Consider the following 22,276-nt stretch of genomic DNA (forward strand, 5'->3'; position numbering starts at 1 on the left):
CGTCATCACCCGCGTCGCCTACGGATTCAAAGACCCTCACGCCCTCATCGCCCTGGCCATGCTCTCCCTCGGCGGCTACCGCCCAGCCCTCCCGGGCCGCTAACCCACGGAAACGTCAGGAGAGCCCCAAATGATCATGTAAACCATGTTTTCTCGTGCGATACCAGGCCTGCAGGCATGGTGAAGCACGAGAAAACATGGTTTACATGATCATTTGGAGCGGAGCCCCAGGCGGCCGCGGTTGACGCCGGCGTGCCGGGACGGATACCGTCGGCGTAATTTGTTGTAGGCATATCGAAATCCGGCGCGACGAGGGCGATGCCATGCGGATCGAGCAGGGCTCCACGCACGAGGCGGTGCGCAGGCACAACCTCAGCGTCGTGCTGCGCCAGCTCCACCTCGGCGGTGATCTCTCCCGCTCCGAGCTTGCGGTCAGGACCGAGCTGAACCGCAGCACTATCAAGGCCCTGGTACACCAGCTCGGCGGTCTCGGGCTCGTGGCGGAGGGCCCGAGCGACCTGCGGGGAACCCCCGGCCGTCCCTCGCCCATGGTGGGCGTTCAGCGCAAGCGCCTCGCGGTGCTGGCCGTGGAGATCGCCGTCGATTCCGTGGCGGTGGCCACCGTGGGCCTGGGGGGTCACGTCCACGACCGGCGTCGGGTGGAGCGCCCGGATGATCGGTCGGAACCGGCCGAGATCGTCGGCATGGTGCGAGCGCTCGCCGCGGAGCTGATCCGCCCGGACCGGCCGATCATCGGTATCGGCGTGGCCATCGTCGGTATCGTCCGCGGCGACGACGGTTTCGTCCACGTCGCACCCAACCTCGGCTGGACCGCGGTTCCGTTCGGGGACGTCGTCGCGCGCGGGCTTCGCCCACTGGTGAACAGCGACGACGCCCCGGTCTTCGTGGCCAATGAAGGGGACCTCGGCGTGCTGGCCGAGCACACCCGCGGGGCGGCACGCGGATACGACGACGTCCTCTACGTCTCGGGGGAGGTCGGTATCGGCGGGGGCGCGATCGTCGGCGGGCAACGGCTGACCGGCGCCAGCGGCTACGCGGTCGAGGTCGGGCATCTGCCGGTGAACCCGCAGGGCAGCCGGTGCGGCTGTGGCGGTCGTGGGTGCTGGGAGACCGAGGCCGGTCAGCGCCGTCTCCTCCACCTGGCCGGCGTTCCCGACAGCGACGCCGGTCCTGCGGCCTTCGCCGGCGTCGTCGCCGCGGCGCGGGCCGGCGAACAGCGGGCTCGGCAGGCCGTGGAGGAGGTCGGCCGCTGGCTGGGGATCGGGCTGACCGGCCTGATCAACGTCTTCAACCCCGAGCGAGTGCTCCTCGGCGGCATGTACGCCCGTGCCTTCGACATCCTGGAACCCGTCGTTGTGAACGTGCTGCGTGAGCGAGCGCTCACGCCGTCGCCGGCGGAGATCGTCCCCGCGGCGCTCGGCAGCGACGCCGCACTGATCGGCGCTGCCGAACTGGCCCTCGCCCCCCTGCTCGAACACCCGGACACCGGCCTGAACGGCCGCGTGTCACTCACCGACCAACCCACCGGATGAAGGGAACCACCATGGCTGCGCATCCCACACGCGAGGACCGCTTCTCGTTCGGACTCTGGACGGTGGGCTGGCCCGCGCAGGACCCGTTCGGCCCCGCCACCCGTCCCGCGCTCGACCCGGTCGAGTCGGTACACCGGCTAGCCGAGCTGGGCGCCTACGGCGTGACGTTCCACGACGACGACCTCTTCCCCTTCGGGTCCTCGGACTCCGAACGGGCGGGACACATCGAGCGGTTCAAGACAGCACTGGCCGAGACCGGACTCGTCGTCCCGATGGTCACCACCAACCTCTTCAGTCACCCGGTCTTCAAGGACGGCGGCTTCACCAGCAACGACCGGTCGGTGCGGCGGTTCGCGCTGCGCAAGGTGATGCGCAACATCGACCTCGCCGCCGAGCTGGGCGCGTCCACCTTCGTCATGTGGGGCGGCCGGGAAGGCTCCGAGTCCGACGCCGCGAAGGACGTCGTCGCCGCTCTCGACCGGTACCGCGAGGGGGTCGACACCCTGGCGGCCTACGTCGTCGAGCAGGGCTACGGCCTGCGCTTCGCCCTCGAGCCCAAGCCCAACGAGCCGCGCGGGGACATCCTGCTCCCCACCATCGGGCACGCCTTGGCATTCATCTCCACCCTGGAGCACGCCGACATGGTCGGGCTCAACCCGGAGGTCGGCCACGAGCAGATGGCCGGTCTGAACTTCGTGCACGGTGTCGCGCAGGCCATGTGGCAGAAGAAGCTGTTCCACATCGACCTCAATGGCCAGCGCAGCATCAAGTACGACCAGGACCTCGTCTTCGGCCACGGCGACCTGCTGAACGCGTTCTTCCTGGTCGACCTCCTGGAGCACGGCCCGTTCGGCGGCGGCCCCGGCTACGACGGGCCGCGGCACTTCGACTACAAGCCGCTGCGTACCGAGAACATCGACGGCGTCTGGGCCTCGGCCGCGGCGAACATGCGGACGTATCTGCTGCTCAAGGAGCGGGCTGCGGCATTCCGGGCCGACTCGGAGGTCAAGGAGGCCCTGGCGGCGGCGCGTGTCCTGGAGCTCTCCGAGCCCACGCTCGCGCCGGGGGAGACCTACACGGATCTCCTCGCGGATGCGTCCGCGTACGAGGACTACGATGCCGAGGCCGCGGGCGCGCAGGGCTACAGCGTGGTCCGGCTCAACCAGCTGGCGCTCGAGCATCTGGTCGGAGCCCGCTAGTCAGTCCCCGCCCTAAATGATCATGTAAACCATGTTTCTTCGTGCTTCACCAGGCCTGTAAGCATGGTGAAGCACGAGAAATCATGGTTTACATGATCATTTAGGAAAAGTCGTCGGAGAAGGAGGCAGGCAACATGGCGCTGGTCGCGGGAATCGACTCGTCCACGCAGGCGTGCAAGGTGGTGCTCGTCGACGCCGATTCAGGGAAGATCGTCGACACCGGCCGGGCCGATCACCCGGACGGCACCGAGGTGGACCCGCAGGCATGGTGGGATGCGCTGGGCACCGCTGGTGCCGGCCTGCTGGAGCGGGCCGACGCGGTCGCCGTCGGGGGACAGCAGCACGGCATGGTCACCCTTGACGCTCAGCGCGACGTCGTCCGTCCGGCGCTGCTGTGGAACGACACCCGCTCCGCCGGCGCCGCGCGTGAGCTGACGAAGGAGTTCGGCGGGGCTCAGGCGTGGGCGGACGCGGTCGGCCTCGTGCTCGTCGCCAGCTTCACCGTCACCAAATTGCGCTGGCTGGCTCGGGAGGAGCCGGCCTCCGCCGAGCGTGTCGAGCAGGTCATGCTCCCGCACGACTGGCTCACCTGGCAGCTGGCCGGGCGCCCCGATCAGCCGACGACGGACCGCGGCGACGCGTCCGGCACCGGGTACTGGTCAGCGGCCACGGGTGAGTATCGCCCGGATCTGTTGGGCCTCGCCTTCGGGCGGGAGATCGGGGTGCCCAGGGTCGCGGCACCGGCCGAGGTAGTCGGCCGGACGTCGTCCGGCGCCGTCGTCGCACCCGGTACGGGTGACAACATGGGCGCCGCGCTGGGCCTGGGGCTGGCACCGGGCGACGTCGTCGTGTCCCTCGGCACCAGCGGAACCGTGTTCGCCACGTCGGAGGTCTCGGTGGTCGACGCATCGGGGTTCGTCGCCGGCTTCGCCGACGCCACAGGCCGGCACCTGCCGCTGGTCTGCACGCTGAACGCGGCGCGCGTGCTCTCCGCGACCGCCGCGATGCTCGGCGCCAGTTTGGCCGAGCTGGACCGGCTGGCCGTCCAGGCGCCGCCAGGATCCGGCGGACTGGTTCTGCTCCCGTACCTCGACGGCGAGCGGACACCCGACCTTCCGGATGCGACCGGAACCCTCGCCGGTCTGACCAGGGAATCTATGACCCCGCAAAACCTGGCCCGAGCGGCGATCGAGGGGATGCTCTGCGGCCTCGCCGACGGGGTGGACGCGCTCCGTGCGCACCAGGTGCCGGTGGAACGGATCTTCCTGATCGGCGGGGCGGCGCAGTCGGCCGCGGTTCAGCAGATCGCACCAGAAGTCTTCGGGGTCCCGGTTCTGGTGCCGAACCCGGGGGAGTACGTGGCGCTGGGAGCAGCGCGGCAGGCGGCATGGGCTCTGCACGGCGGCGACGAGGCGCCGGACTGGGACGTGAGCGTCGAGGCGGTCCTGGAACCCCAGGGTTCTGCGGACGCCATCCGCGACGCCTACCGGGCGGCGCGCATCCGCTCGCATCCCGAGACCGAGTGAGGATTGTTCGGTTTGCGGTGCACGGCGTTCAAGCACGGCGTCGCACGGCGAGGGTCATCGGAACGGGAACCGAGCGAGCATGCGGCTGTCGCCCGGCTGGTACCAGTGCAGTGACGCAGGCGGAACTCGAACCGTTCCACCGTCGCGAAGAGCGCTGTGAGCTCGTCCAGGAGGCGTCGGTCGATGATGCTGATGTCCGCGAACGGCCCGAGGAGCGTGATGTGCGCGTGGACCGAGTCGCTGTCCCGGCATAGGAACTCCGGGGCGTTCTCCTCGATCTGACGGCGGACCAGCGGCTCGATCTCGGCTACCGGTACGAGCAGGACCGAGGTTCCTGTCGACTCGTGGTCCCGAGCCGTGCCTGCGTTGCTGGGAGCCTCAAGACGGCTGTCGGTCACCGCGGCCGTCCGGTGAGACACAGCAGCGTGGCTCCGCTCCGGGCGGTTGCCGTGCACGTCGTCACCGCGTATCCGGCCTGTTCCAGCGCCGTTTCCGTGGTCTCGGCGGTGGAGCGGGCCTTGTCCCCGGACGGCGGCTCGTAGATGAGGTGGAGTGTCCCTCCGGGGGCGAGCATCCGGCGGATCTTCTCCAGTTCCTGGCCGGGGGGTCGAACCCAGAACAGGTTCACATTCACTGCGAAGACGGTGTCGAAAGCTAGGCCGGGCGGCTGGAGATCTTCGAGGGAGACGGTCCGGAGAGTAGCCAGGCCGGACGCGAGATGCCGGGCATTGAGCGCGGATGCGGCTTCTACCGCCGTGGACGATCGGTCGATCCCGCTCACCAGACCGGTTTCGAGCCGGTCGCAAATCAACGATATCGCCACCCCGCGGCCGCAGCCGATCTCCAAGATGCGTTGGCCGGGAGCGACCTGGATCTGATCGACCGCCCACGTGATGCGTTCAGGCACGGTTCGGCTTGCCATGGAGCAGGAGCCTAGCGCGGCGCCTCCTGGCTCGACGTTGCGCGTGGAGCCAGTATGAGGCTCGCACCCGCAACCTACGGCCAGGAGGTCCTCGGTAGGCTTCGCGGTCATCCCGCGAGGTGCTGCTCAAGCCGTTCGAGGAAGGCTCGCTGCGCGGCGACGATCTTCTCGCCCGCCACGGCCAGGCCGAACCATTCCACCCGATCGACCTCCGGAAACTCCTGTCTCCGCCCAGAACGGGGCGGCCACTCCAGTTCGAACGTCCCGGGCACCACCACGGCAGGATCGAGATCGGATTCGGCCGCCCAGACAGCCACGGTCTTGCCGCCGGACTGGCGTACGCTGCCCAGCTCTATCAGCTCGGTGTCGGGTGCCGGGACGCCGAGCTCCTCCTCGAACTCGCGTCGGGCCGCGGCCTGAGGATCCTCGTCGGGCTCGTACTCGCCCTTGATCACCGACCACGCGGCGGCGTCACGGCGCGCCCAGAACGGGCCGCCCATGTGTCCGAGCAGCACCTCCAGCACACCTCCGGTGCGACGGAACAGAAGGACCCCCGCGCTGTGTTTGCCTGCCACGCCGCTGATTGTGCCAGTGCCCTAGGCGTCAGGACCGCCCGGGATCGGGAGGATACCCAGCCGGTACGCCTTGGTGACCGCGGCGGTGCGGTCGTCGACCTCGAGCTTGCTGAAGATGCGGATCAGGTGGGTCTTCACCGTCGCCTCGCCGATGTACAGCTCGCGGCCGATGTCGGGGTTGGACAGCCCGCGGGCGACCGCCGTGAGGACCTCCGTCTCGCGAGGCGTCAGCACCGGAACCGCCGGCGCGCGTAGCCGGCTGACCAGGCGTGCGGCCACGGGAGGCGCGAGTACCGTCTCACCGCGGGCAGCGGCCCGGATGGCCTCGGCGAGCTGAGCTCTCGGGGTGTCCTTGAGCAGGTAACCGGTAGCACCGGACTCGACTGCGCGGACGATGTCGGCGTCGGTGTCATAGGTGGTGAGCACGAGCACGCGCGTACCCTGGCAGGACGACAGGATCGCGGCGGTGGCGTCCGCGCCGTCCATCTCGGGCATCCGCAGATCCATCAGGACGACGTCGGGGGACAGCCGCTGAGCGAGCGTCACAGCCTCGGCGCCGTCGCCTGCTTCTCCGACGACGACGAGGTCCTCCTCCGCGCTGAGCATGCCGGCCAGGCCGGCGCGGACCACGGGGTGGTCGTCGGCGAGCAGGATCCGCAGGGTGGTCACGCGCGCCAACGCTACCCGGACCCTGCGTGATCATCGGCGATCGGCCGGGTAACGGCACAGGACGATCGTCGATGATCACGCAGAGATGGGAACGTGAACCCGGACCGTCGTGCCGGCGCCAGGCGCGCTGACCACCTCGAGTCCGCCCCCCACCTGCTGGGCACGGGACCGCATACCACGCAGACCGAAACCCTCGGAGCGCTCCACCAGGAATCCCCGGCCGTCGTCGGTGACGCTGACCGAGGCGAGACCGTGGCCCTCCGGCAGAAAGGAAATGGTGATCCGGACCTGGCTCGCAGCGGCGTGCTTGCCGACGTTGGCGAGAGACTCCTGCACCGCCCGGAGGAGGACGATCTCGCCGTGGACCGGGATGGCGACGCGCGAGCCTTCCTCCCTGATCTCCGTGCGGACCCCGGTCTCGTCACTGAACCGGGCCGCGACCCGGCGAACGGCCTCGGGCAGATTCGCCTGCTGAAGGTCGACGGGAGCAAGAGCGTTGACCAGGGCGCGAGTCTCGGCGAGGTTGTCTCGCGCGGTGCGCTCCAGCAGCGCCAGACGCTCACGAACGGCGTCCGGGTCCCGCTCCAGGGAGGCGTCGATGGCCTGTGCGAGGGTCAGCACGCTGGTGAATCCCTGCGCCAGGGTGTCGTGGATCTCCCTGGCCAGCCGCTCTCGTTCGGCGAGGACGCCCCGCGCCCGCTCGGTCTCCGCGAGCTCCGACCGGGTCGCCTCGAGCTCGTCGATCACCGCGGCCCGGCTTTCCGCCTGGTTCACCACACCGACGATGAGCAGGCCCATCAGCAGCACCAGGCCGGCCTGCATGATCGCCTCGGGGACGTGGCGGACCGTCACGGTCCAGCCCCAGCCACCCAGGTGGATCAGCGTCAGCGTCATGCCGCAGATCCCGACCAGCGAGGCAGCCGCGGCCGCCCGAGGACTCGGCAAGAAGGCCCACACCTGTGGGAAGAGGCCGAACAACAGGAGGAACGCGCTGGTGTCGCCGCTGGTGACGAGGAGGATGCCGTAGAACGCGGACCAGGTGAGTGACAGGTAGAGCACCGCCCGGAGCGGACCCGGCTCCTCGAACAGGCGCACGCCCAGCACGAGATAGCCGGCGGCCATCACGGCGATGAGACCGGCCGCCGCCCACCGCTGGTCCGCTCCCAGCCGGACATCGATGAGGGTCGTGACGGCCGCCAGCGCGAGCAGACCCAGGTAGAGCACGTGCCAGATCGGGATGATCCTGCCCCACCAGCGATCCAGCTCGTCGGATCCACCAGACACCGGCGGACGCTCGGCCTCGTTGCCAGGTAGGTACCGGCGCAGTACCTCGGCGGCCGAGAGCCGCCACGGGCTCACCCGTCGTCCCGTCGCATCCACCGGAACGTCCGCGCCGCCAAGATCAACCCCAGGACGATCCAGGCCGTCAGGATCAGCGCTGTGGCGCCGTGTTCCCACGACCCCGATACTTCCATAGCCTCCATCTCGTCGGACAGCAGCGCGGAGCGCATCCCCTGGGCGAGCCACTTGACCGGGAATACCGACGCTACGGTCTGCAGCCACTCGGGAAGGTCGTTGAAGACGAAGAAGACGCCGGACACGAACAGCAGCACCAGCAGCGGTCCGACGACAAGGCTGTCGGCGCTCTTCGCCGACTTCGGCACCGAGGAGTAGGCGATGCCGAGGGTGGTCCCGGCGGCGGTGCCGAGGACGAATACCCACGCGAACGTCAGCCACTTCGTCGCGTCTGACGGCAGCTCCACCCCGAAGGCGAGAACGGCGACTCCGAGCAGGAGAGCCAACTGAGCCGCAGCGGTGACCAGGACCATGCCGATCTTTCCGAGGAAGTAGGCGACCGGCGGCATCGGCGTTCCGCGCAGCCGCTTGAGCGTGCGGTCGTCGCGTTCGGCCGCGATGCCGATTGCGAGCGTCTGGAAGCTGACCATCATGATCCCGGCGGCCGCCATGCCGGGAGTGAAGTATTGGACGAAGTCGACGCCTGGGGAGTCCTCGGTGAAGATCTCGCCGTCGGCGAACGCCACCGCGAAGACGGCCAGCAGCCCGATCGGCAGGAGAAAGCTGAAGACCACCGCGCCCTTCTCCCGGAAGAATCCCTTCAGCTCGAGCGTGGTCCGGGCGGCGGCGACGCGCAGCAGCGGGGGTGTAGCTGGGACGGTAGCGGTCCGAGGCCGGGTGGTGGTGTTCATGCGTGCTCCAGGTGCTCGGTAGGGCCGTCGTGACGGGTGGATGCGCCGATCAGGCGTAGGTAGGTGTCCTCGAGCGACGGGCGGGAGACCGTCAGTCCCGGGACCTCGCCGCCGAAGCGCGCGGAAAGGCCGGCGATGAATCGGGCCGGTTCGGCGGTCGCCATCTCCTGGCGGCTTCCACGGTCGACCCAGCCCACGACCGCCGTGTCCTGTTCTCGGCCGCCGAGGCGAGCAGGCGCGTCCACGGCGACGATCCGTCCGCCGGCGATCACGCCCACCCGGTCGGCGAGGTGCTCGGCCTCGTCGAGATAGTGCGTGGTCAGCAGGATGGTGGTGCCGTCGTCGGCGAGGGAGGCGATCAGATCCCAGAACTCCCGTCGGGCTTCAGGGTCGAATCCTGTGGTCGGCTCGTCAAGAAACAGCAGCTCAGGCCGGCCGAGGATGCCGAGGGCCACGTCCAGGCGGCGGCGCTGGCCTCCGGAGAGATGCCGGACTCGGGTGGAGCGCTTGTCCTCGAGCCCTACGGCATGGATCACCTCGTCGGCGTCCCTCGCAGCCGGATAGTAGCCGGCGAAGTGCCGGATGACTTCGTCGACGGTGAGCTCGTCATGGCCCCCTGTGTTCTGCAGGACGATGCCGATCCGGGCCTGCCAGGTGCGATCGGCCGTGGCCGGGTCCGTCCCGAGGACGCTCACCTCACCCCCGTCTCGCCGGCGGAACCCTTCGAGGATCTCCACCGTGGTGGTCTTGCCCGCACCGTTGGGTCCGAGCAGGGCGAACACCTCGCCGTGGTCGATGTCGAGGTCGACGCCGTCGACGGCTGGTGTGCCGGCGTACGTCTTGCGCAGGCCACGCAGGCTGATGGCGGCATTGGTTGTGTTCATGGCTCTCAGCCTGCCGGCGGTCAGGTCGCCGCGGCGAGATCTAGGAGGCTGACATGGGGTCCACCGGTCGACGTACCCCGCGGCCGGTGCCATGCCCTAGGGGCCTTAGGCGAAGGCGGGTGGTCATGAGGGCCTGACTAAGGCCCCTCCTGAGGCCAAGATGCGGCACCTGCCCGATGTGGGGGTGCGGCACTTACGGCGAAGCTCGGGTTATCACCGGGAGAACCGACGGAAGGCCACATCATGTTTTACACCGACGACGTGTTCCAGGCCATGCACGAGCAGCGTGCGCGGGAACTGCGAGACGAGAGCGTAGCGCGTGGCCTGCTTCGCAGGCAGCGGCCCACCCGGCGTCAGCGCCGACGTCGGCTCAGCCTGCCAGCGGCCGTGACCAGCCGCCCGCGGGCGATCTGATCGCCCGTCGGGTGGTGGCTTCGGACCCTCAGGCAGACGCAACCCGCACGATGTCAGTGCCGAGTGGCACGATGGAGGATGTGAGCCTTCACGTGACCCGTTCGGCGCTGCTAGGACGGGACGACGAGCTCGCCGATCTGCGTGACATCTTCAAGGCTGTTCGCGGCGGCGAGCCGTCTGCCGTGCTGATCAGCGGCGAGGCCGGCATCGGCAAGACCCGCCTGGTCGAGGAGTTCAGCGCGGAGGCGACCAGCGGCGGGGCACGGGTGGCCTTGGGCCGCTCCGTCGAGCTCGACGGCGACGAGCTGGCTTTCATGCCCGTCATCGGCCTGCTCCGCGACCTGCTTGCGGAGTTCGGTCCACAGCGTTTGATCGAGCTGGCCGGCCCAGGAGCTCAAGCGCTGAGTGCCCTTCTGCCTGAGGTGGGTGGCATCTCCGCCGGCACCAGCGCCGGTGGCCGTGGATCCTTGTATGAGGTCGTCACCTCGGTACTGGAAGGTGCCGCAGCCGACGTCCCGCTGGTGGCCGTTGTCGAAGACCTGCACTGGGCGGACGGGCCGAGCCGGGATCTGCTCCGGTTCGTGGTGCGCAGCATCATGGCCGCTCCGGTGCTGCTGATCATGACCTACCGGGCCGACGAGGTCGGTCGCGGTCATCCGCTCCGGCAGCTTCTCGCCGAGTTCGACCGATCCCGGCGAGTGGTCCGTGTCGACCTCCCCCGGCTCGGCCGAGAGGACGTAGGGGCGCAGCTTCAGCAGATCTCCGGCCACGACGTCGACACCGAACAGATCCAGCGAGTTTTCGAGCGCAGCGAAGGCGTGCCGTTTTACGTCGAGGAGCTGGCCCGCGCCGACCATCGCGACGGCGCGCCGGGTCTTCCCGACTCGCTGCGAGACATTCTGCTTGCCCGGTTCGAGCCGCTGCCCGAATCCACCCAGCGGTTGCTACGGCTGATGGCCATTGCAGGTCAGCGGGTCAGTCATGCGTTGCTTGACGCGGTGGCCGACTACGATCATGCCGCCCTCGAAGCGGCACTTCGCGATGCCATCTCCGCGGGCTTGATCGTCGTCGACGGTGACGGGTACGGATTCCGGCACGCGCTGCTGTGGGAGGCCGTCCATCAGGACCTGCTGCCCGGTGAGAGTGCCCGCACCCACGCCCGCTATGCCTCCGCCCTGCAGCGACGCCCGGAGCTGGTGCCCACGGGGCAGGCCGCGGCAGTCGCGCATCATCTCTACATGGCGCACGATGTGCCGGGTGCGTTCCGGTGGTCTCTGGCCGCCGCCGACGAGCTGATCAAGGCCTATGCGCACAGCAGCGCCCAGCAGAAGCTCGAGCGGGCGCTTGAGCTGTGGGATCAGGTCGACGATCCCGAGGAGGTGTCCGGCGGCACGCGGCTGGACCTCATGATGAGGACCGCCCAGGAGGCGTATGAATCGGGCGAGCATGAGCGTGCCCTCACGCTCATGAAGGCTGCGTCGCGGTATATCGACGAGGACGCCCGCCCGGTGGAGGCCGGCGCCTTCCTCGGACGGTACGGACGGCTGATCGGCAAGGCCGGGCTGCCAGACGCGATGGACATGTTGAACCGGGCGCGTGACCTGCTGCCCGTGGAGCCACCGTCCATCGCCCGGGCTCGGGTGCTCGAATCCCTGGCCATGATGACGATGCTGGAGTGGCGTCACGAGGAATCGCTTCGACTGGCCGACGAGGCCGAGGCGGTCGCCCGGGCAGTGGACGCGGACCAGCTTGTGGCCTCCGCCCGAATCACGCGCGCTACGGTTTGGGGCTCGCAGGGAAAGGTCAGCCAGGCGCTGGCCGAGTTCGACGCCGTCCGGTTGGCCGGCGAGGCCGAGTCCACGTTCGCCTTGCGGTATTACGTGAACCTTTCCGATGCGCTCAACCTGTTCGGCAGGTACGCCGAGTCCGTGAAGGTGGCCACGGCCGGCAGGGATCGGGCCGAGGTGATCGGACGCCGGCGGTCGGTGGGATCAATGCTGGCGGGCAACGCCGCGGACGCCATGCTCTCCCTCGGTGAGTGGGAGCGCGCCGAGCGGTTGATCACACGTTCACTGGACCTCCAGCCACCAGCCGAGCACGTACGTCACCTGCGCAAGCTATGGGCATTGCTCTCGGTGTGGCGGGGAGATCTCGACCCGGCCGAGGCCACCGTCGATCAGCTTCGGCGGGACATGTCCGCTGAGGTGATCTTCCCTCAGGAGTCCAGGCACTTGGTGATGGTCCGCGCGGACCTGCTTTATGCCCGTGGCGCGCACGAGGAAGCGTGGGCGATTGTGTCCGCCGAACTGCGATCCAGGGCCAGTCTGTGGGCCCCCGGCCACTACCTGCCCGTGGTGTATGCCGGTGCACGCGCCTTGGGTGCGCGCAAGCTCGCCCAGAGCGTGCCGGACGATGAGTTCATCGCCGAGGCGGACTGGTTGCGCACTAGGGCGGCGGAGCTCTCGGCAGCATCACCGATCACCATGTGGAGAGCGATGGTCGAGGCCGAGCTACGCGGGCATGATGGCGAGGCCTGGGACCGCGCGCTCGCCGAGTTGTCCGTGGCTGAAGGTCCCGCGCGTCTGGTCCCTTATGCGTGGTATCGACGTGGGTGGGCCGCCCTGCAGGCCGGTGACCGCCCAGAGGCGGAGAAGGCCCTTCGGCAGGCGGATGCCGAAGCCGGTGCGCTGGGCGCGGCTCTGGTCCAGGGGTGGGTGCGGACGCTGGCCGGGCGGACGCGTATCACGCTGGCTTCCGGTCACCCGGGTGGACGTCGCGGGTACGGCCTCACGGTGCGGGAGCGGGATGTGCTCCGTCTTGTGGCCGACGGCCGGAGTAACCGCGAGATCGGCGAGGCGTTGTTCATCTCCGCCAAGACAGCAAGCGTGCACGTCTCGAACATTCTGGCCAAGCTGGAAGTGAGCGGGCGTGGTGAGGCGGCGGCAGTGGCCCATCGGGAGGCTCTGCTCGATCCGTAGCTCGCTCACTTTGTAGCCAGGCGGACGTGTGGCTACGCGCCAGTGCGATCGACGGATGTCAGGCACTGGTCGCTGCTCGCCCGGGCGCAGACTCAGCGGTGATGGTGGTGGTGTCGCCATGACCGGGATACACCGTCGTGTCTGGCGGAAGGGTCAGCAAGCGGTCCTGGATCGACCGGGCGAGCGCGCCGGAGTCGCTGAATGATCCGCCCGTGGAACCCGCCCCTCCGCGGATCAGCGTGTCGCCGGTAAAGACTGCGTTCGCGGATGGCAGGTAAAAGCACACCGACCCGGGAGTGTGCCCCGGCGTGTGAAGAACGTGCAGGTCCTCTCCGCCGACGGTCAGGGTCTTGCCATCGACGAGGTGGGCGTCCGGAGCGACGCCGGGATAGACCCGATCCCACAGCATGCGGTCGGCCGGATGCAGGAATATCTGTGCGCCGGTGGCGTCCCACAGAGACCCGACTGCGCCGAGATGGTCATCGTGGCCATGGGTCAGCAGGATCGCCAAGACCTGGCGGCCGCTCACCACGTCGAGGATGGCACTGCCGTCGTGCGGCGCGTCGATCACCACGCACTCGTGCTCGTCGCCGACTATCCAGGCATTGTTGTCCACGAGAATTGTCTTACCGTCGAGACTAAAAGTTCCGGACGTGGTCGTGTGGCCGATGCGCACAGTCATGAGTGACTCCTGATGTGGTTGGCCGACGTCTGGACTCCACCGTATGTACAGGATAAGGGTCGGGTGTTCGGTTGAAGAAATACGCGAGCAAACGTGACGACTCAGGGCAACACTCACAAGTGAGCCTCTTGTCGAGAGTCTCGTCCGGGAAGATGGCGGACTGTGCGGCGGCGTTTCGGCCGATGATCCGGCGGTGTGTACGGGCGTACGCGCGAAGCCCCACAGGTTCCGGCCCGGACTTTCCCACGCAGAGCAGGAGTACAACTAGTGCGGGACACTTGTGCCGGAACGACGACATGGCGGCGTGCACCTGACGGCACAGGCATGGCGGTGCGAACAGCGCGGCGCGGACGTGCGAGCCGACGGATGAGGGAGAATCTGGCTGATGGGACTGCTGGACAGGGTAAAAGAGATGTTCAACCGGGACGCCGGCGAGGAGCCGCCCGAACTGCCTCTGGACGTGGAGAAGCGCCGTGCTCAGCTGGACGAGCTGGAGAACGCCTTGCGTTCCCTCACCCGGGCGATGGCCGGCGAAGGCGAGCGGATGAACAACCCGGGCTGGCGTGGCCGGGTCGACGACCTCCGGTTCGCGGCGAACGAGGCAGGCCGGCTCTCTCACGAGGGTTTCGACCGCGCTGCGTTGCATGACCTCGCTGCCGAGGTGCGGCCGCTGTATGGTGACGGTCCGGTTCCTGCGGAGTACGCCGCGTTCGCCGTGGAACACGAACGTGTCATGGGTGCCGTGCGGGAGCTGCGGCAGCCATTGCCCACCGAGGGCGAGGGCGACTCCGCACAGGGCTGACCGTACGGTTCTGCGATAGGACGACGCGACGAGGGAACGGCTGGGTAGGGTGGTGCGATGCGACGCCACACTCTGATCGCCCTGGCAGCCGTCGGTGCCATCGGCCTGGCCGGGTGCGGTGGGGACGACGCCGATCCCGCCGCCGACATGCCGGCCGAGACCGAGCCGGCCGAGGACGCACTCACTGAGGATGACACAGCCGAAGACGATCCTGCTGAGGGCGAGCCGGCGGAGGAAGATCCCGCTGAAGACGGGGACGTCGTCGAGACGATCAACGTCGAGGCCGGCGACCTCTACTTCGAGGGCATCCCGGATACTCTGCCGGCCGGCACCATCGAGATCGTGCTCGACAACGTGGGCGACATGCCGCACGACGTCACCATCGAGGAGCTGGATGACCTCCTCGTGGTGGCCGCGGGCGGCGGTGAGTCAGCCACCGGCACTGTGACCCTTGAGCCCGGCGAGTACACGTTCTACTGCGCGGTACCCGGACACCGGCCCCAGATGGAAGTGACCGTCACGGTCGAGTGAGCGCGAGGACGCCGGTCCTGACGCACTTCTGTCGTCCTGACGCCGTTCTGTCGCGCCAAAGGCTTCATGCCACGGGTTTGGCGCGACAAAAGAGGGTCAGGACGACAGGAGAGCGTCAGGATTGCACGGCGCTGAGCAGGCGCCTGGCCTGCTGCTGGTGATCGCGCGAGCCCACCGTCTTGGCCACGATCTCCGGGTCCACGAGCGGGTCGTCGAAGAGCCCCGCGTTCTTCTTCAGCCGCAGGATCCGCTCGACGGACTGGTCGAGCCGTTCCACGCTCAGCTCACCGTCTTCGACGGCCTTCCGGATCGTCTCGACAGCGGCGGTGAATGAACCGACGGTGGGGGTGAGCAGTTGGTCGGCTCCGGCCTGCAGGGCCCGCAGCGGCGCCTCGTGGTCGGGGTGCGCCATCCGGGCGGCGGACATCTCCAGCCCGTCGGTGACCACCACGCCGTCGAAGCCGAGTTCGGTGCGGAGGAGGTCGGTGAGGATCCGGCGGGACGTGGTGGCGATGGCTTCGGAGCGATCGAGCTCGGGGAAGATCAGATGCCCGGTCATGATGGAGTCGACGCCGGCGGCGATCGCCGCCTGGAACGGCGGCAGGTCCAGTTCCTCCCACTCCTCGCGGGTGTGGGTGATGACTGCCCGGCCGGTGTGAGTGTCGACGGAGGTGTCTCCGTGCCCGGGAAAGTGCTTGACCGTGGCTCGCACACCACCGGCCTGGAAACCCTCCACCTGAGCCTGGACGAACTCCGACGCCACTTGCGGGTCGGCGCTGAACGAGCGGTCGCCGATGACGGGGTTCGCCGGGTTCACGTTGACGTCCGCGACCGGCGCGTAGTTCTGCGCGATACCCATGCAGCGCAACTCGCGGCCCATCAACGTCGCGGCGTCCGTTGCCGCCGCGGCACCCGCCGAGGCGAGCACTCGCGCCGCCGGTATCCATGTGGCCGGCGGTGACATCCGGGCCACCCGCCCGCCTTCGTGGTCTGTGGTGATCAGGACCGGGATAGGGTCGGAAGAGCGCTTCAGCGCGGCCTGCTGGATGGCGTTGGAGAGCTCTGCCACCTGCACCGGGTTCTCGATGTTCCCGGTGTCGCGGAAATAGATGACTCCGCCGGGCTGATATCGCTCGACCAGCTCGGCGGTGCTGTCGACACCGTAGGCGGCCTGGGTGCGCGCCACCGACTCGGGGTCGGTGGTGTCAGCGGTGGCCCCGTACACCCGCAGGACGAACAGCTGGGTGATCTTCTCGTCCAATGTCATGTTCGCGACTCGCATCATTCACCAAGGCTTCCATGTGTCATGACCGCTGGATTGGGGCGGCCGCGACCTGCCGCTGTACGGGGTGGAAACACGCGTGCACCCGACCGCCCGGATCTTGTAGTGACTCATGTGCGTGACCCAGCCTAGGCCATTCTGTGACACAACGGTCATCGGCGAACGGACATCTGCTTGAGAACAGGCAATGTGCGCCGTCCTCGGCGTGGGACGCCGCGTCTGCGGCCTGCACCGGCTTGACCTGTTCCGCGCCAGGCTGCTCCACACCGTAGAGCACCGGGATGGCCGACAGAAGAGCCTGCGTATACGGGTGCACCGGGTCCGCGATGATCGTCTCGGTCGGTCCACGCTCGATCACCTGGCCCCGATAGATGACGTACATGTCGCCGTCGTCGCCGATGTAGCGGGCGGTGGCCACGTCGTGGGTGATGTAGAGGAGGCTCACACCGAGTCGTTCTCGCAGGTCGCGCAGCAAACTGAGAATGCCCAGGCGCAATGATACGTCGATCATGGAGACCGCCTCGTCGGCGATGAGTACCTCGGGGTCGACGGTCAGTGCGCGGGCGATCACCACGCGCTGGCGCATTCCGCCGGAGAGCTGGTGCGGGTAGCGCGGCAGCACGTAGCCGGGGTCCAGGCCGACCAGGTTGAGCAGTTCCTCGGCACGGTCATAGGTCCACTGCCGGCTCCGGCCGGTCTGCCGGGCACGCAGTTTCAGCGGGTCGTGCAGCGACTGGTGGATGGTACGGGTGGGATTCAGTGCGGAGTACGGGTCCTGGTGAATGAGCTGGACCTTGCGGAAGTGCGGCTGCTGCGCGCGGTGGCGCAGCGACGACATGTCGACACCGCCGATGGTGATCTCACCGTCGTCGTAGGTCTCCAGCCCGGCGATGATCCTGCCCAGCGTCGTCTTGCCGCACCCGGATTCGCCGATGAAGGAGATCGCACCACCCTTGGGGATGGTGAAGTCGACGCCGCGCAACGCCGGAACCTCGCGCTTGTCCAGGACGTTGCCTCGCTGTTTGAACGTCTTGACGATGTTCGTCCCGGTGATCACGCGGAGTCTCCCTCGTTGGTCTCGCGGGCGACGACGCCGTCCCCGTCCGCGGCCGGCTCGCGCCTCCCCGAGCCGATGCCCGACCACGCCCTCGAAGGCGTCATTTCCCGCTCGCTCTCCGAGGTCGTCGTCGTGAAAGTTGCGGCAGGCGCGACCGCGTGGCAGGCGACCATGCGATCGCCGGTGCTCTGGAACAGCGGGTCCACCGTGTCGCATACGTCCATCCGCAGGGCGCACCGGCTCCGGAAGACGCAGCCCTGGTCCGGGATGGTGGTGAGCGTGGGCGGCCGGCCGGGCAGCGCCTGTGCCTCGTCGATGTCGCCGGTGAGCCGGGGGATCGCCTGGATCAGCCCGCGCGTGTACGGGTGGTGGGGATCGCCGAGCACCGCGCGCACCGGGCCCTGCTCGACCAGCCGCCCGCCGTACATCACGGCGATCTCGTCCGCCACCTCAGCGACCACACCGATGTCGTGCGTGATGACGAGCGTGGTGAGGCCCCGTTCGGCGTGGATCTCGCGAATGATCTCCAGGATGTTCGCCTGGGTGATCATGTCGAGGGCGGTGGTGGGCTCGTCGAGGACGACGACGTGGGCGTTGAGCACGAGCGCGAGCATGATGCCGACTCGCTGGCGCATCCCGCCGGAGAGCTCGTGCTGGTAGGAGTCGAGGACTCGGGCGCCGTCCAGACCCATCCGGGCCAGCAGGTCGCGGGCTTCGGCCACGAGCGCGCGCAGATCCTTGACGTCGTGGGAACGGCCCAGGTCGAGGAGCTGTTTGCCGACAGTCTTCAGCGGGTTGAGTGAGTTCTGCGCCGCCTGGAAGACGTAGCCGATCTGTCCGCCGCGGGCCTGGCGGAGCTTGTCGCCGCGCAGCTGGACGACGTCGCCCAGGCCGCCGATGTCCACACTGCCCGCGCTGATCCGGCCTGGCGGCTGCACGGCGTTGAGCAGGGACAGCGCCAGCGTGGACTTACCGGAGCCGGACTCACCGACCAGGCCGGTGACGGTGCCGGGCGCGAGATCCATCGAGACATCACGGACGGCGGGCAGCTCGCCGGCAGCGGTCCGGTACACGACGGTCAGGTCGCGGATGCGTACGCTGGGAGGGCCGTCCGGAGACATGGGCGTGGTGAGGGTCATCGGTCACTCCACCCGCAGCCGCGGGTTGAAGACCTCGTCCATCGCGTCGACGACGAGCACGATGGCGATGGTCAGCAACAGGATGGCCAGCAGCGGCGCCAGCATGTAGGGCAGCCGGGCCGGCGTGGTCATGGCGCCGAAGTCGAAGACGGCGCGGTTGAGCATCACGCCCCAGTTCTCGCCGATCACCGGCATCACGCCGAGGAAGAAGAGACCGACCTGGGCGTAGACGGCGACGATCAGGCTCATCAGCGCGTTCATGGCGATATAGGGCGCGATGGGCGGAAGTAGCTCACGTCCGACGATGTGCCTGTTCGGCAGCCCCAGACCCCGGGCGGCCTCGACGAATCCACGCTCCCGAAGGGACAGCGTTTGCGAGCGGACGGCGCGCGCCAGCCCGCCCCAGCCGAGCAGCCCCAGCACCAGGCCCATCTCCCAGGCACCGGAGAACTCCCACACCGTGGAGAGGACCAGGAGCAGCGGCAGACCCGGGATGGTGAGGTTCACGTCGGTGATGCGCATCAGGACGGCGTCGAGCGCGCCCCTCCGGAAGCCGGCGACCAGCCCGACGGCGGTCCCGAGCAGCACGCTGACGACGGCTGTGATCAACGCGGTGAGCAGCACGTACCGGGAGCCGATGACCAGGAGCGAGAACACGTCGGTGCCCTGGAAGTCGGTGCCGAACGGGTGCCGGAGGCTGGGGGAGGCGAATTGCACCGATGGATCCCGGGGCAGCGGCCGGTCGTAGAGCATCGGCCCGATGGAACCCATGAACGCGAAGCCGAGCATCAGGACGACGCCCAGCAGCCGGCTGGGCTTGCGCAGGAGGACTCGCCAGACGCTGCCCCAGAAGTTGCGCCGGAGAGTGGCCCGGGTGACGGTGGCACCCGTCATGGCGGCGACGTCGCTCATGCGGCATCACCTGCCCGCCGCACCCTGGGATCGATCACCGTGTAGAACATGTCGGCGACGATGTTCGCGACGATCACCGCGGCCGTGATGAGCAGGAACGCGCCGGTCATGACCGTGATGTCGCGCCGTCCGATGCTGTTGATGAGGAGCATGCCGAGGCCCGGATAGTTGAAGATCCGCTCCACGAAGATCGCTCCGCTGAACAGCGCCGCGATCGAGAGGGCGAAGATGGTGAACAGGGGCAGGATGGCGTTGCGGGCGATGTAACGGAAGATGACCGACCGCTTCATCCCGCGCAGCTCTGCCGCGAGGATGAAATCGTCGCCCAGCACGGTGACTACGCTGGACTTCATGGCCAGGATCCAGCCGCCGTAGCTGGAGATCGCGTACGTGGCGATCGGGAGGATGGCGTGCTGGCCGAGGGACAGGATGTAGTCCAGGTTGAATCCGGGCTCGTACAGGATGTTCACCGCGCCGGACCGAGGCAGCACCGGCCACAGCGTGGCGAAGATGGCCGCCAGGATGAGCGCCACCACAAAGTCCGGCAGGCCGCGCAGCAGTGAGCCGGACAGGGTGAGCGCGTCACCGAGTTTGCCGGAACGTTTGATCGCGGCGTACACCCCGATGAGCACGCCCAGGACGAAGCTGAGCACGGTGCCGATGAGGACGGGGATGACAGTCCAGCGGGTGGCTTCGCCGAGGATCGTGGAGACATCCACCCGGGTGACCACCGACTGTCCCAGGTCGAGTCGGAGCAGCGACCCCATGTACTCCAGATACTGCTCGAGAACGCTGCCGGTGGGCCGGAACCGGTGCAGCATGGCGGTCTGCGCCTCGGCCTGCTGCGGGGAGTGCCCCTGCTGGAGCAGTAACTCGTATTCGGCCTGTACCGGGTCGCCCGGCATGATGCTGACGATCACGAAGGTGAACGTCAGCACCACCCAGATCATGACGAGCCCGCGGGCCAGATGGCCCGCGAGCCGCCGTGCTATCCCCTTCAACGTGCGTATCTCCGTGTATCAGCCGGCCGCGCTGACCCAGCCCTGCTGGATCCAGACGCCAGCGAGGGCGGCGACACCGGTGATACGGCGGGCGTCGTCGGGCGGATCGGTGATGAACCGGTTGTTGTTGGAGAACTGGGTGTTGATGTAGTCCCACATCTGGATGGCGGGAAGGGTCTCGTTGGTCACCTGGGCGAGGATCGACATGATCTCGTCGACCCGCTCCGGGCTGGCTGTGTTGAGCTCGTGTGCCAGCTCACCCGGGTTGACCGTGCCGATGCCGTCGACCTCGACAGTCTCCGGGCCGCCCTTCCAGTTGCCGTCCTCGCCGGGCGGGGAGTAGCTGAGGTTCCCCTGCAGGACCTGCCAGCCGTTGGACTGGCCGTAGAGCCGCTGGAAGATGTTGTACGGGCTGGGGCCCAGGCCGATCAGCCAGAACCCCACCGGGTACTCGCCGTTGGCCATGTCCTCCTGGTACACCGTGAAGTCGGGTGCGGTCAGGATCTCCGACTGGATGCCGAACTCGTTGAGCTGAGTGGCGATGTTCTCTCCGGCGGTGATCCAGTCGGAGAAGCCGGTGACCACCTGGATGGGAACTTCGAAGGGCTCGCCGCTCGGAAGCATCCAGCGGCCGTTCTCCTGCGTCATTCCCGCAGCCTCGAGCTCCTCGGCAGCGCGGTCGAGATCATGTGCGTACGGCTCGAGCTCGCCCGCGACCTCTCCCGCCCAGGCGTCCAGGACCTCCTGGTGCATGCCGGAGGTGGTGATGGCCGGCGTGCCGCCGTCGGGGGTCGCGATGCTCACGGTCTGCTCACGGTCGATCGCGAAGGCCAGCGCCCGGCGGACGTGGACGTCGTCGAACGGCTTGTAGCTCTGGTTGAAGGCGAGCCCCGCGACCACGGGCGAGTAGGTGCGGCTGACCTCGTTGCCGGGTACCTGCTCGATCTGCTGGACGACGTCCGGCGGGACCGCGGTGAACTGTGCGAAGTCCAGCTCGCCGGCCCGCAGGTAGTCCCAGATCTGCTCGTTGCCGGTGTAGTTGCGCAGGATGACCTGGTCCGGGGCTACGAGATGGTCGTGGTGAAAGTGCTCGTTGCGGACCAGGAGCGCCTCGCTCGGGTTGATCCGCTCCAGCACGTACGGCCCCGCGGACACGTCCTCCTCAGGTGCGAAGCTGGCCAGCGCCTCGCCTGCCTCGCTCACCGTCTCACGGGCGGCCTCGCCGGCGTCGTCGTCATTGCGCGCCGCCTCGAGGGTTTGGGCGAAGTCGTCCGGAAGCTGATCGGCGTAGACGTGCGCCGGCACGATGACCATGTCCATGATGCCGTTGATGAACGTGCTGGTGGGATTCTCCGGATCCTGGGTGAACTGGACCGTCTTGTCGTCGATCACCTCGACGTCGGACGCTGTGCCGGCCGCGCCGGGGGAGAGGATGAACGCTCCGGCACCGCGGGTGTAGGCGATGTCGGAGGAGACGACGACGTCTTCCGCGGTCACCGGGGTGCCGTCGGACCAGGTGGCGTCGGGGTGAATGGTGACCGTGAGCGTCGAGTTGTCCGGCGCCACGTCCCATTCGGAAGCCAGGCCCGGATAAAATTCGCTGGGATTCGTCGGGTGGTTCTTCACCCAGCCCAGGCGCATGGAGTTGTAGCCCAGGTAGGAGTTGCCCTGGGGGAAGAACGGGTTCGGCGGCGCCGTGGCGTCCAGCTGCGTGGCGGCGATGGTGGTGTAGACCCCGCCGCGCTGAACCTCGCCCTCGGCCGGCGTCTCGTCGACGGCTCCGTTCTCGTCGTCGGGCGTGGTGGGCGAGTCGTCGTCGCCGTCGCCGCCGCATGCGGCGAGCACCAGCGCGACCGCCGCCAGGCTTGCTGTGAGTCGTGTGACCTTCATGGTGCTGCTCCCGAGGTGCGTCGTCGTCGCCGCAAATGGCACCGGTGGTTTAG

The 22,276-nt window shown here is 68.3% G+C and carries 22 protein-coding genes; 8 read left to right on the forward strand and 14 right to left on the reverse strand.

Features of this window, described 5'->3' with window-relative positions:
* From G1H11_RS27220 to xylB, 4 genes are all read left to right on the forward strand, one after another.
* Nucleotides 1-103 (forward strand): hypothetical protein (locus tag G1H11_RS27220; protein WP_343074871.1); only part of this gene is annotated, 103 nt, incomplete at its 5' end.
* A gap of 220 nt (nt 104-323) precedes the next feature.
* Nucleotides 324-1,553 (forward strand): ROK family transcriptional regulator, encoded by a 1,230-nt coding sequence (locus G1H11_RS20270; protein ID WP_163820432.1) that lies wholly within the window; start codon nt 324-326, stop codon nt 1,551-1,553.
* Between the two features lie 11 nt (nt 1,554-1,564).
* Nucleotides 1,565-2,752 (forward strand): xylose isomerase, encoded by a 1,188-nt coding sequence (xylA, locus tag G1H11_RS20275; RefSeq protein ID WP_163820433.1) that lies wholly within the window; start codon nt 1,565-1,567, stop codon nt 2,750-2,752.
* A gap of 134 nt (nt 2,753-2,886) precedes the next feature.
* Nucleotides 2,887-4,278 (forward strand): xylulokinase, encoded by a 1,392-nt coding sequence (xylB, locus tag G1H11_RS20280; RefSeq protein WP_163820434.1) that lies wholly within the window; start codon nt 2,887-2,889, stop codon nt 4,276-4,278.
* Here xylB and G1H11_RS20285 read toward each other — a convergent pair.
* The 7 genes from G1H11_RS20285 to G1H11_RS20315 form a co-directional block, all read right to left on the reverse strand.
* Entirely contained in the window at nt 4,236-4,676 is a 441-nt protein-coding gene (locus G1H11_RS20285) for a 2'-5' RNA ligase family protein (protein WP_163820435.1), read from the reverse strand. The genes xylB and G1H11_RS20285 overlap by 43 nt on opposite strands.
* Nucleotides 4,673-5,200, reverse strand: coding sequence for a class I SAM-dependent methyltransferase (locus G1H11_RS20290; protein WP_163820436.1), 528 nt, complete (start codon nt 5,198-5,200; stop codon nt 4,673-4,675). Before G1H11_RS20290 ends, G1H11_RS20285 begins: the two co-directional genes overlap by 4 nt.
* A gap of 107 nt (nt 5,201-5,307) precedes the next feature.
* Complete coding sequence (locus G1H11_RS20295; protein WP_163820437.1) at nt 5,308-5,775, reverse strand: NUDIX domain-containing protein; 468 nt, start codon at nt 5,773-5,775, stop codon at nt 5,308-5,310.
* A gap of 21 nt (nt 5,776-5,796) precedes the next feature.
* A complete protein-coding gene (locus tag G1H11_RS20300) occupies nt 5,797-6,444 on the reverse strand; it encodes a response regulator (protein ID WP_343074892.1) in 648 nt (215 codons plus the stop codon).
* Between the two features lie 75 nt (nt 6,445-6,519).
* A complete protein-coding gene (locus G1H11_RS27225) occupies nt 6,520-7,824 on the reverse strand; it encodes a histidine kinase (RefSeq protein WP_163820438.1) in 1,305 nt (434 codons plus the stop codon).
* On the reverse strand, nt 7,800-8,651 hold the full coding sequence (locus G1H11_RS20310; RefSeq protein ID WP_163820439.1) for an ABC transporter permease: 852 nt from the start codon (nt 8,649-8,651) through the stop codon (nt 7,800-7,802). The genes G1H11_RS27225 and G1H11_RS20310 overlap by 25 nt, the downstream gene beginning before the upstream one ends.
* Entirely contained in the window at nt 8,648-9,535 is an 888-nt protein-coding gene (locus G1H11_RS20315) for an ABC transporter ATP-binding protein (RefSeq protein WP_163820440.1), read from the reverse strand. Before G1H11_RS20315 ends, G1H11_RS20310 begins: the two co-directional genes overlap by 4 nt.
* Nucleotides 9,536-9,778: 243 nt before the next feature.
* On the opposite strand from G1H11_RS20315, the gene G1H11_RS20320 reads away from it, so the two are divergent.
* Both G1H11_RS20320 and G1H11_RS26655 read left to right on the forward strand, forming a co-directional pair.
* Nucleotides 9,779-9,949 carry a hypothetical protein gene (locus G1H11_RS20320; RefSeq protein WP_163820441.1) on the forward strand — a complete coding sequence of 57 codons (171 nt, stop codon included), beginning with the start codon at nt 9,779-9,781 and terminating at the stop codon, nt 9,947-9,949.
* An 80-nt stretch (nt 9,950-10,029) separates the two neighbouring features.
* The gene (locus tag G1H11_RS26655) at nt 10,030-12,927 is read left to right on the forward strand and encodes an AAA family ATPase (RefSeq protein WP_163820442.1); all 2,898 of its coding nucleotides are present in this window, start codon (nt 10,030-10,032) and stop codon (nt 12,925-12,927) included.
* Nucleotides 12,928-12,985: 58 nt separating this feature from the next.
* Here G1H11_RS26655 and G1H11_RS20330 read toward each other — a convergent pair whose 3' ends face one another.
* A complete protein-coding gene (locus tag G1H11_RS20330) occupies nt 12,986-13,609 on the reverse strand; it encodes an MBL fold metallo-hydrolase (protein WP_163820443.1) in 624 nt (207 codons plus the stop codon).
* 385 nt (nt 13,610-13,994) lie between these two features.
* Here G1H11_RS20330 and G1H11_RS20335 point away from each other — a divergent pair, with 385 nt between their 5' ends.
* On the forward strand, nt 13,995-14,411 hold the full coding sequence (locus G1H11_RS20335; protein ID WP_163820444.1) for a hypothetical protein: 417 nt from the start codon (nt 13,995-13,997) through the stop codon (nt 14,409-14,411).
* Nucleotides 14,412-14,468: 57 nt separating this feature from the next.
* Nucleotides 14,469-14,942 (forward strand): cupredoxin domain-containing protein, encoded by a 474-nt coding sequence (locus G1H11_RS20340; RefSeq protein WP_163820445.1) that lies wholly within the window; start codon nt 14,469-14,471, stop codon nt 14,940-14,942.
* Between the two features lie 115 nt (nt 14,943-15,057).
* Here G1H11_RS20340 and G1H11_RS20345 read toward each other — a convergent pair whose 3' ends face one another.
* Genes G1H11_RS20345 through G1H11_RS20370 form a run of 6 tightly spaced genes read right to left on the reverse strand, consistent with a single transcriptional unit; the run spans nt 15,058 to nt 22,223 of the window.
* Entirely contained in the window at nt 15,058-16,209 is a 1,152-nt protein-coding gene (locus G1H11_RS20345) for a glycoside hydrolase family 3 protein (RefSeq protein ID WP_163820446.1), read from the reverse strand.
* 37 nt (nt 16,210-16,246) lie between these two features.
* Nucleotides 16,247-17,281 (reverse strand): oligopeptide/dipeptide ABC transporter ATP-binding protein, encoded by a 1,035-nt coding sequence (locus tag G1H11_RS20350; RefSeq protein WP_163820447.1) that lies wholly within the window; start codon nt 17,279-17,281, stop codon nt 16,247-16,249.
* A complete protein-coding gene (locus tag G1H11_RS20355; RefSeq protein WP_163820448.1) occupies nt 17,278-18,420 on the reverse strand; it encodes an ABC transporter ATP-binding protein in 1,143 nt (380 codons plus the stop codon). Before G1H11_RS20355 ends, G1H11_RS20350 begins: the two co-directional genes overlap by 4 nt.
* Nucleotides 18,421-18,423: 3 nt before the next feature.
* Nucleotides 18,424-19,332, reverse strand: coding sequence for an ABC transporter permease (locus G1H11_RS20360; RefSeq protein ID WP_216843969.1), 909 nt, complete (start codon nt 19,330-19,332; stop codon nt 18,424-18,426).
* Nucleotides 19,329-20,333, reverse strand: coding sequence for an ABC transporter permease (locus G1H11_RS20365; protein ID WP_216843970.1), 1,005 nt, complete (start codon nt 20,331-20,333; stop codon nt 19,329-19,331). The genes G1H11_RS20360 and G1H11_RS20365 overlap by 4 nt, the downstream gene beginning before the upstream one ends.
* Nucleotides 20,334-20,351: 18 nt before the next feature.
* Nucleotides 20,352-22,223 (reverse strand): ABC transporter substrate-binding protein, encoded by a 1,872-nt coding sequence (locus tag G1H11_RS20370; RefSeq protein ID WP_163820449.1) that lies wholly within the window; start codon nt 22,221-22,223, stop codon nt 20,352-20,354.
* Between the last annotated feature and the right edge of the window lie 53 nt (nt 22,224-22,276).

This window comes from Phytoactinopolyspora alkaliphila, assembly GCF_010550695.1.
Lineage (GTDB): Bacteria > Actinomycetota > Actinomycetes > Jiangellales > Jiangellaceae > Phytoactinopolyspora > Phytoactinopolyspora alkaliphila.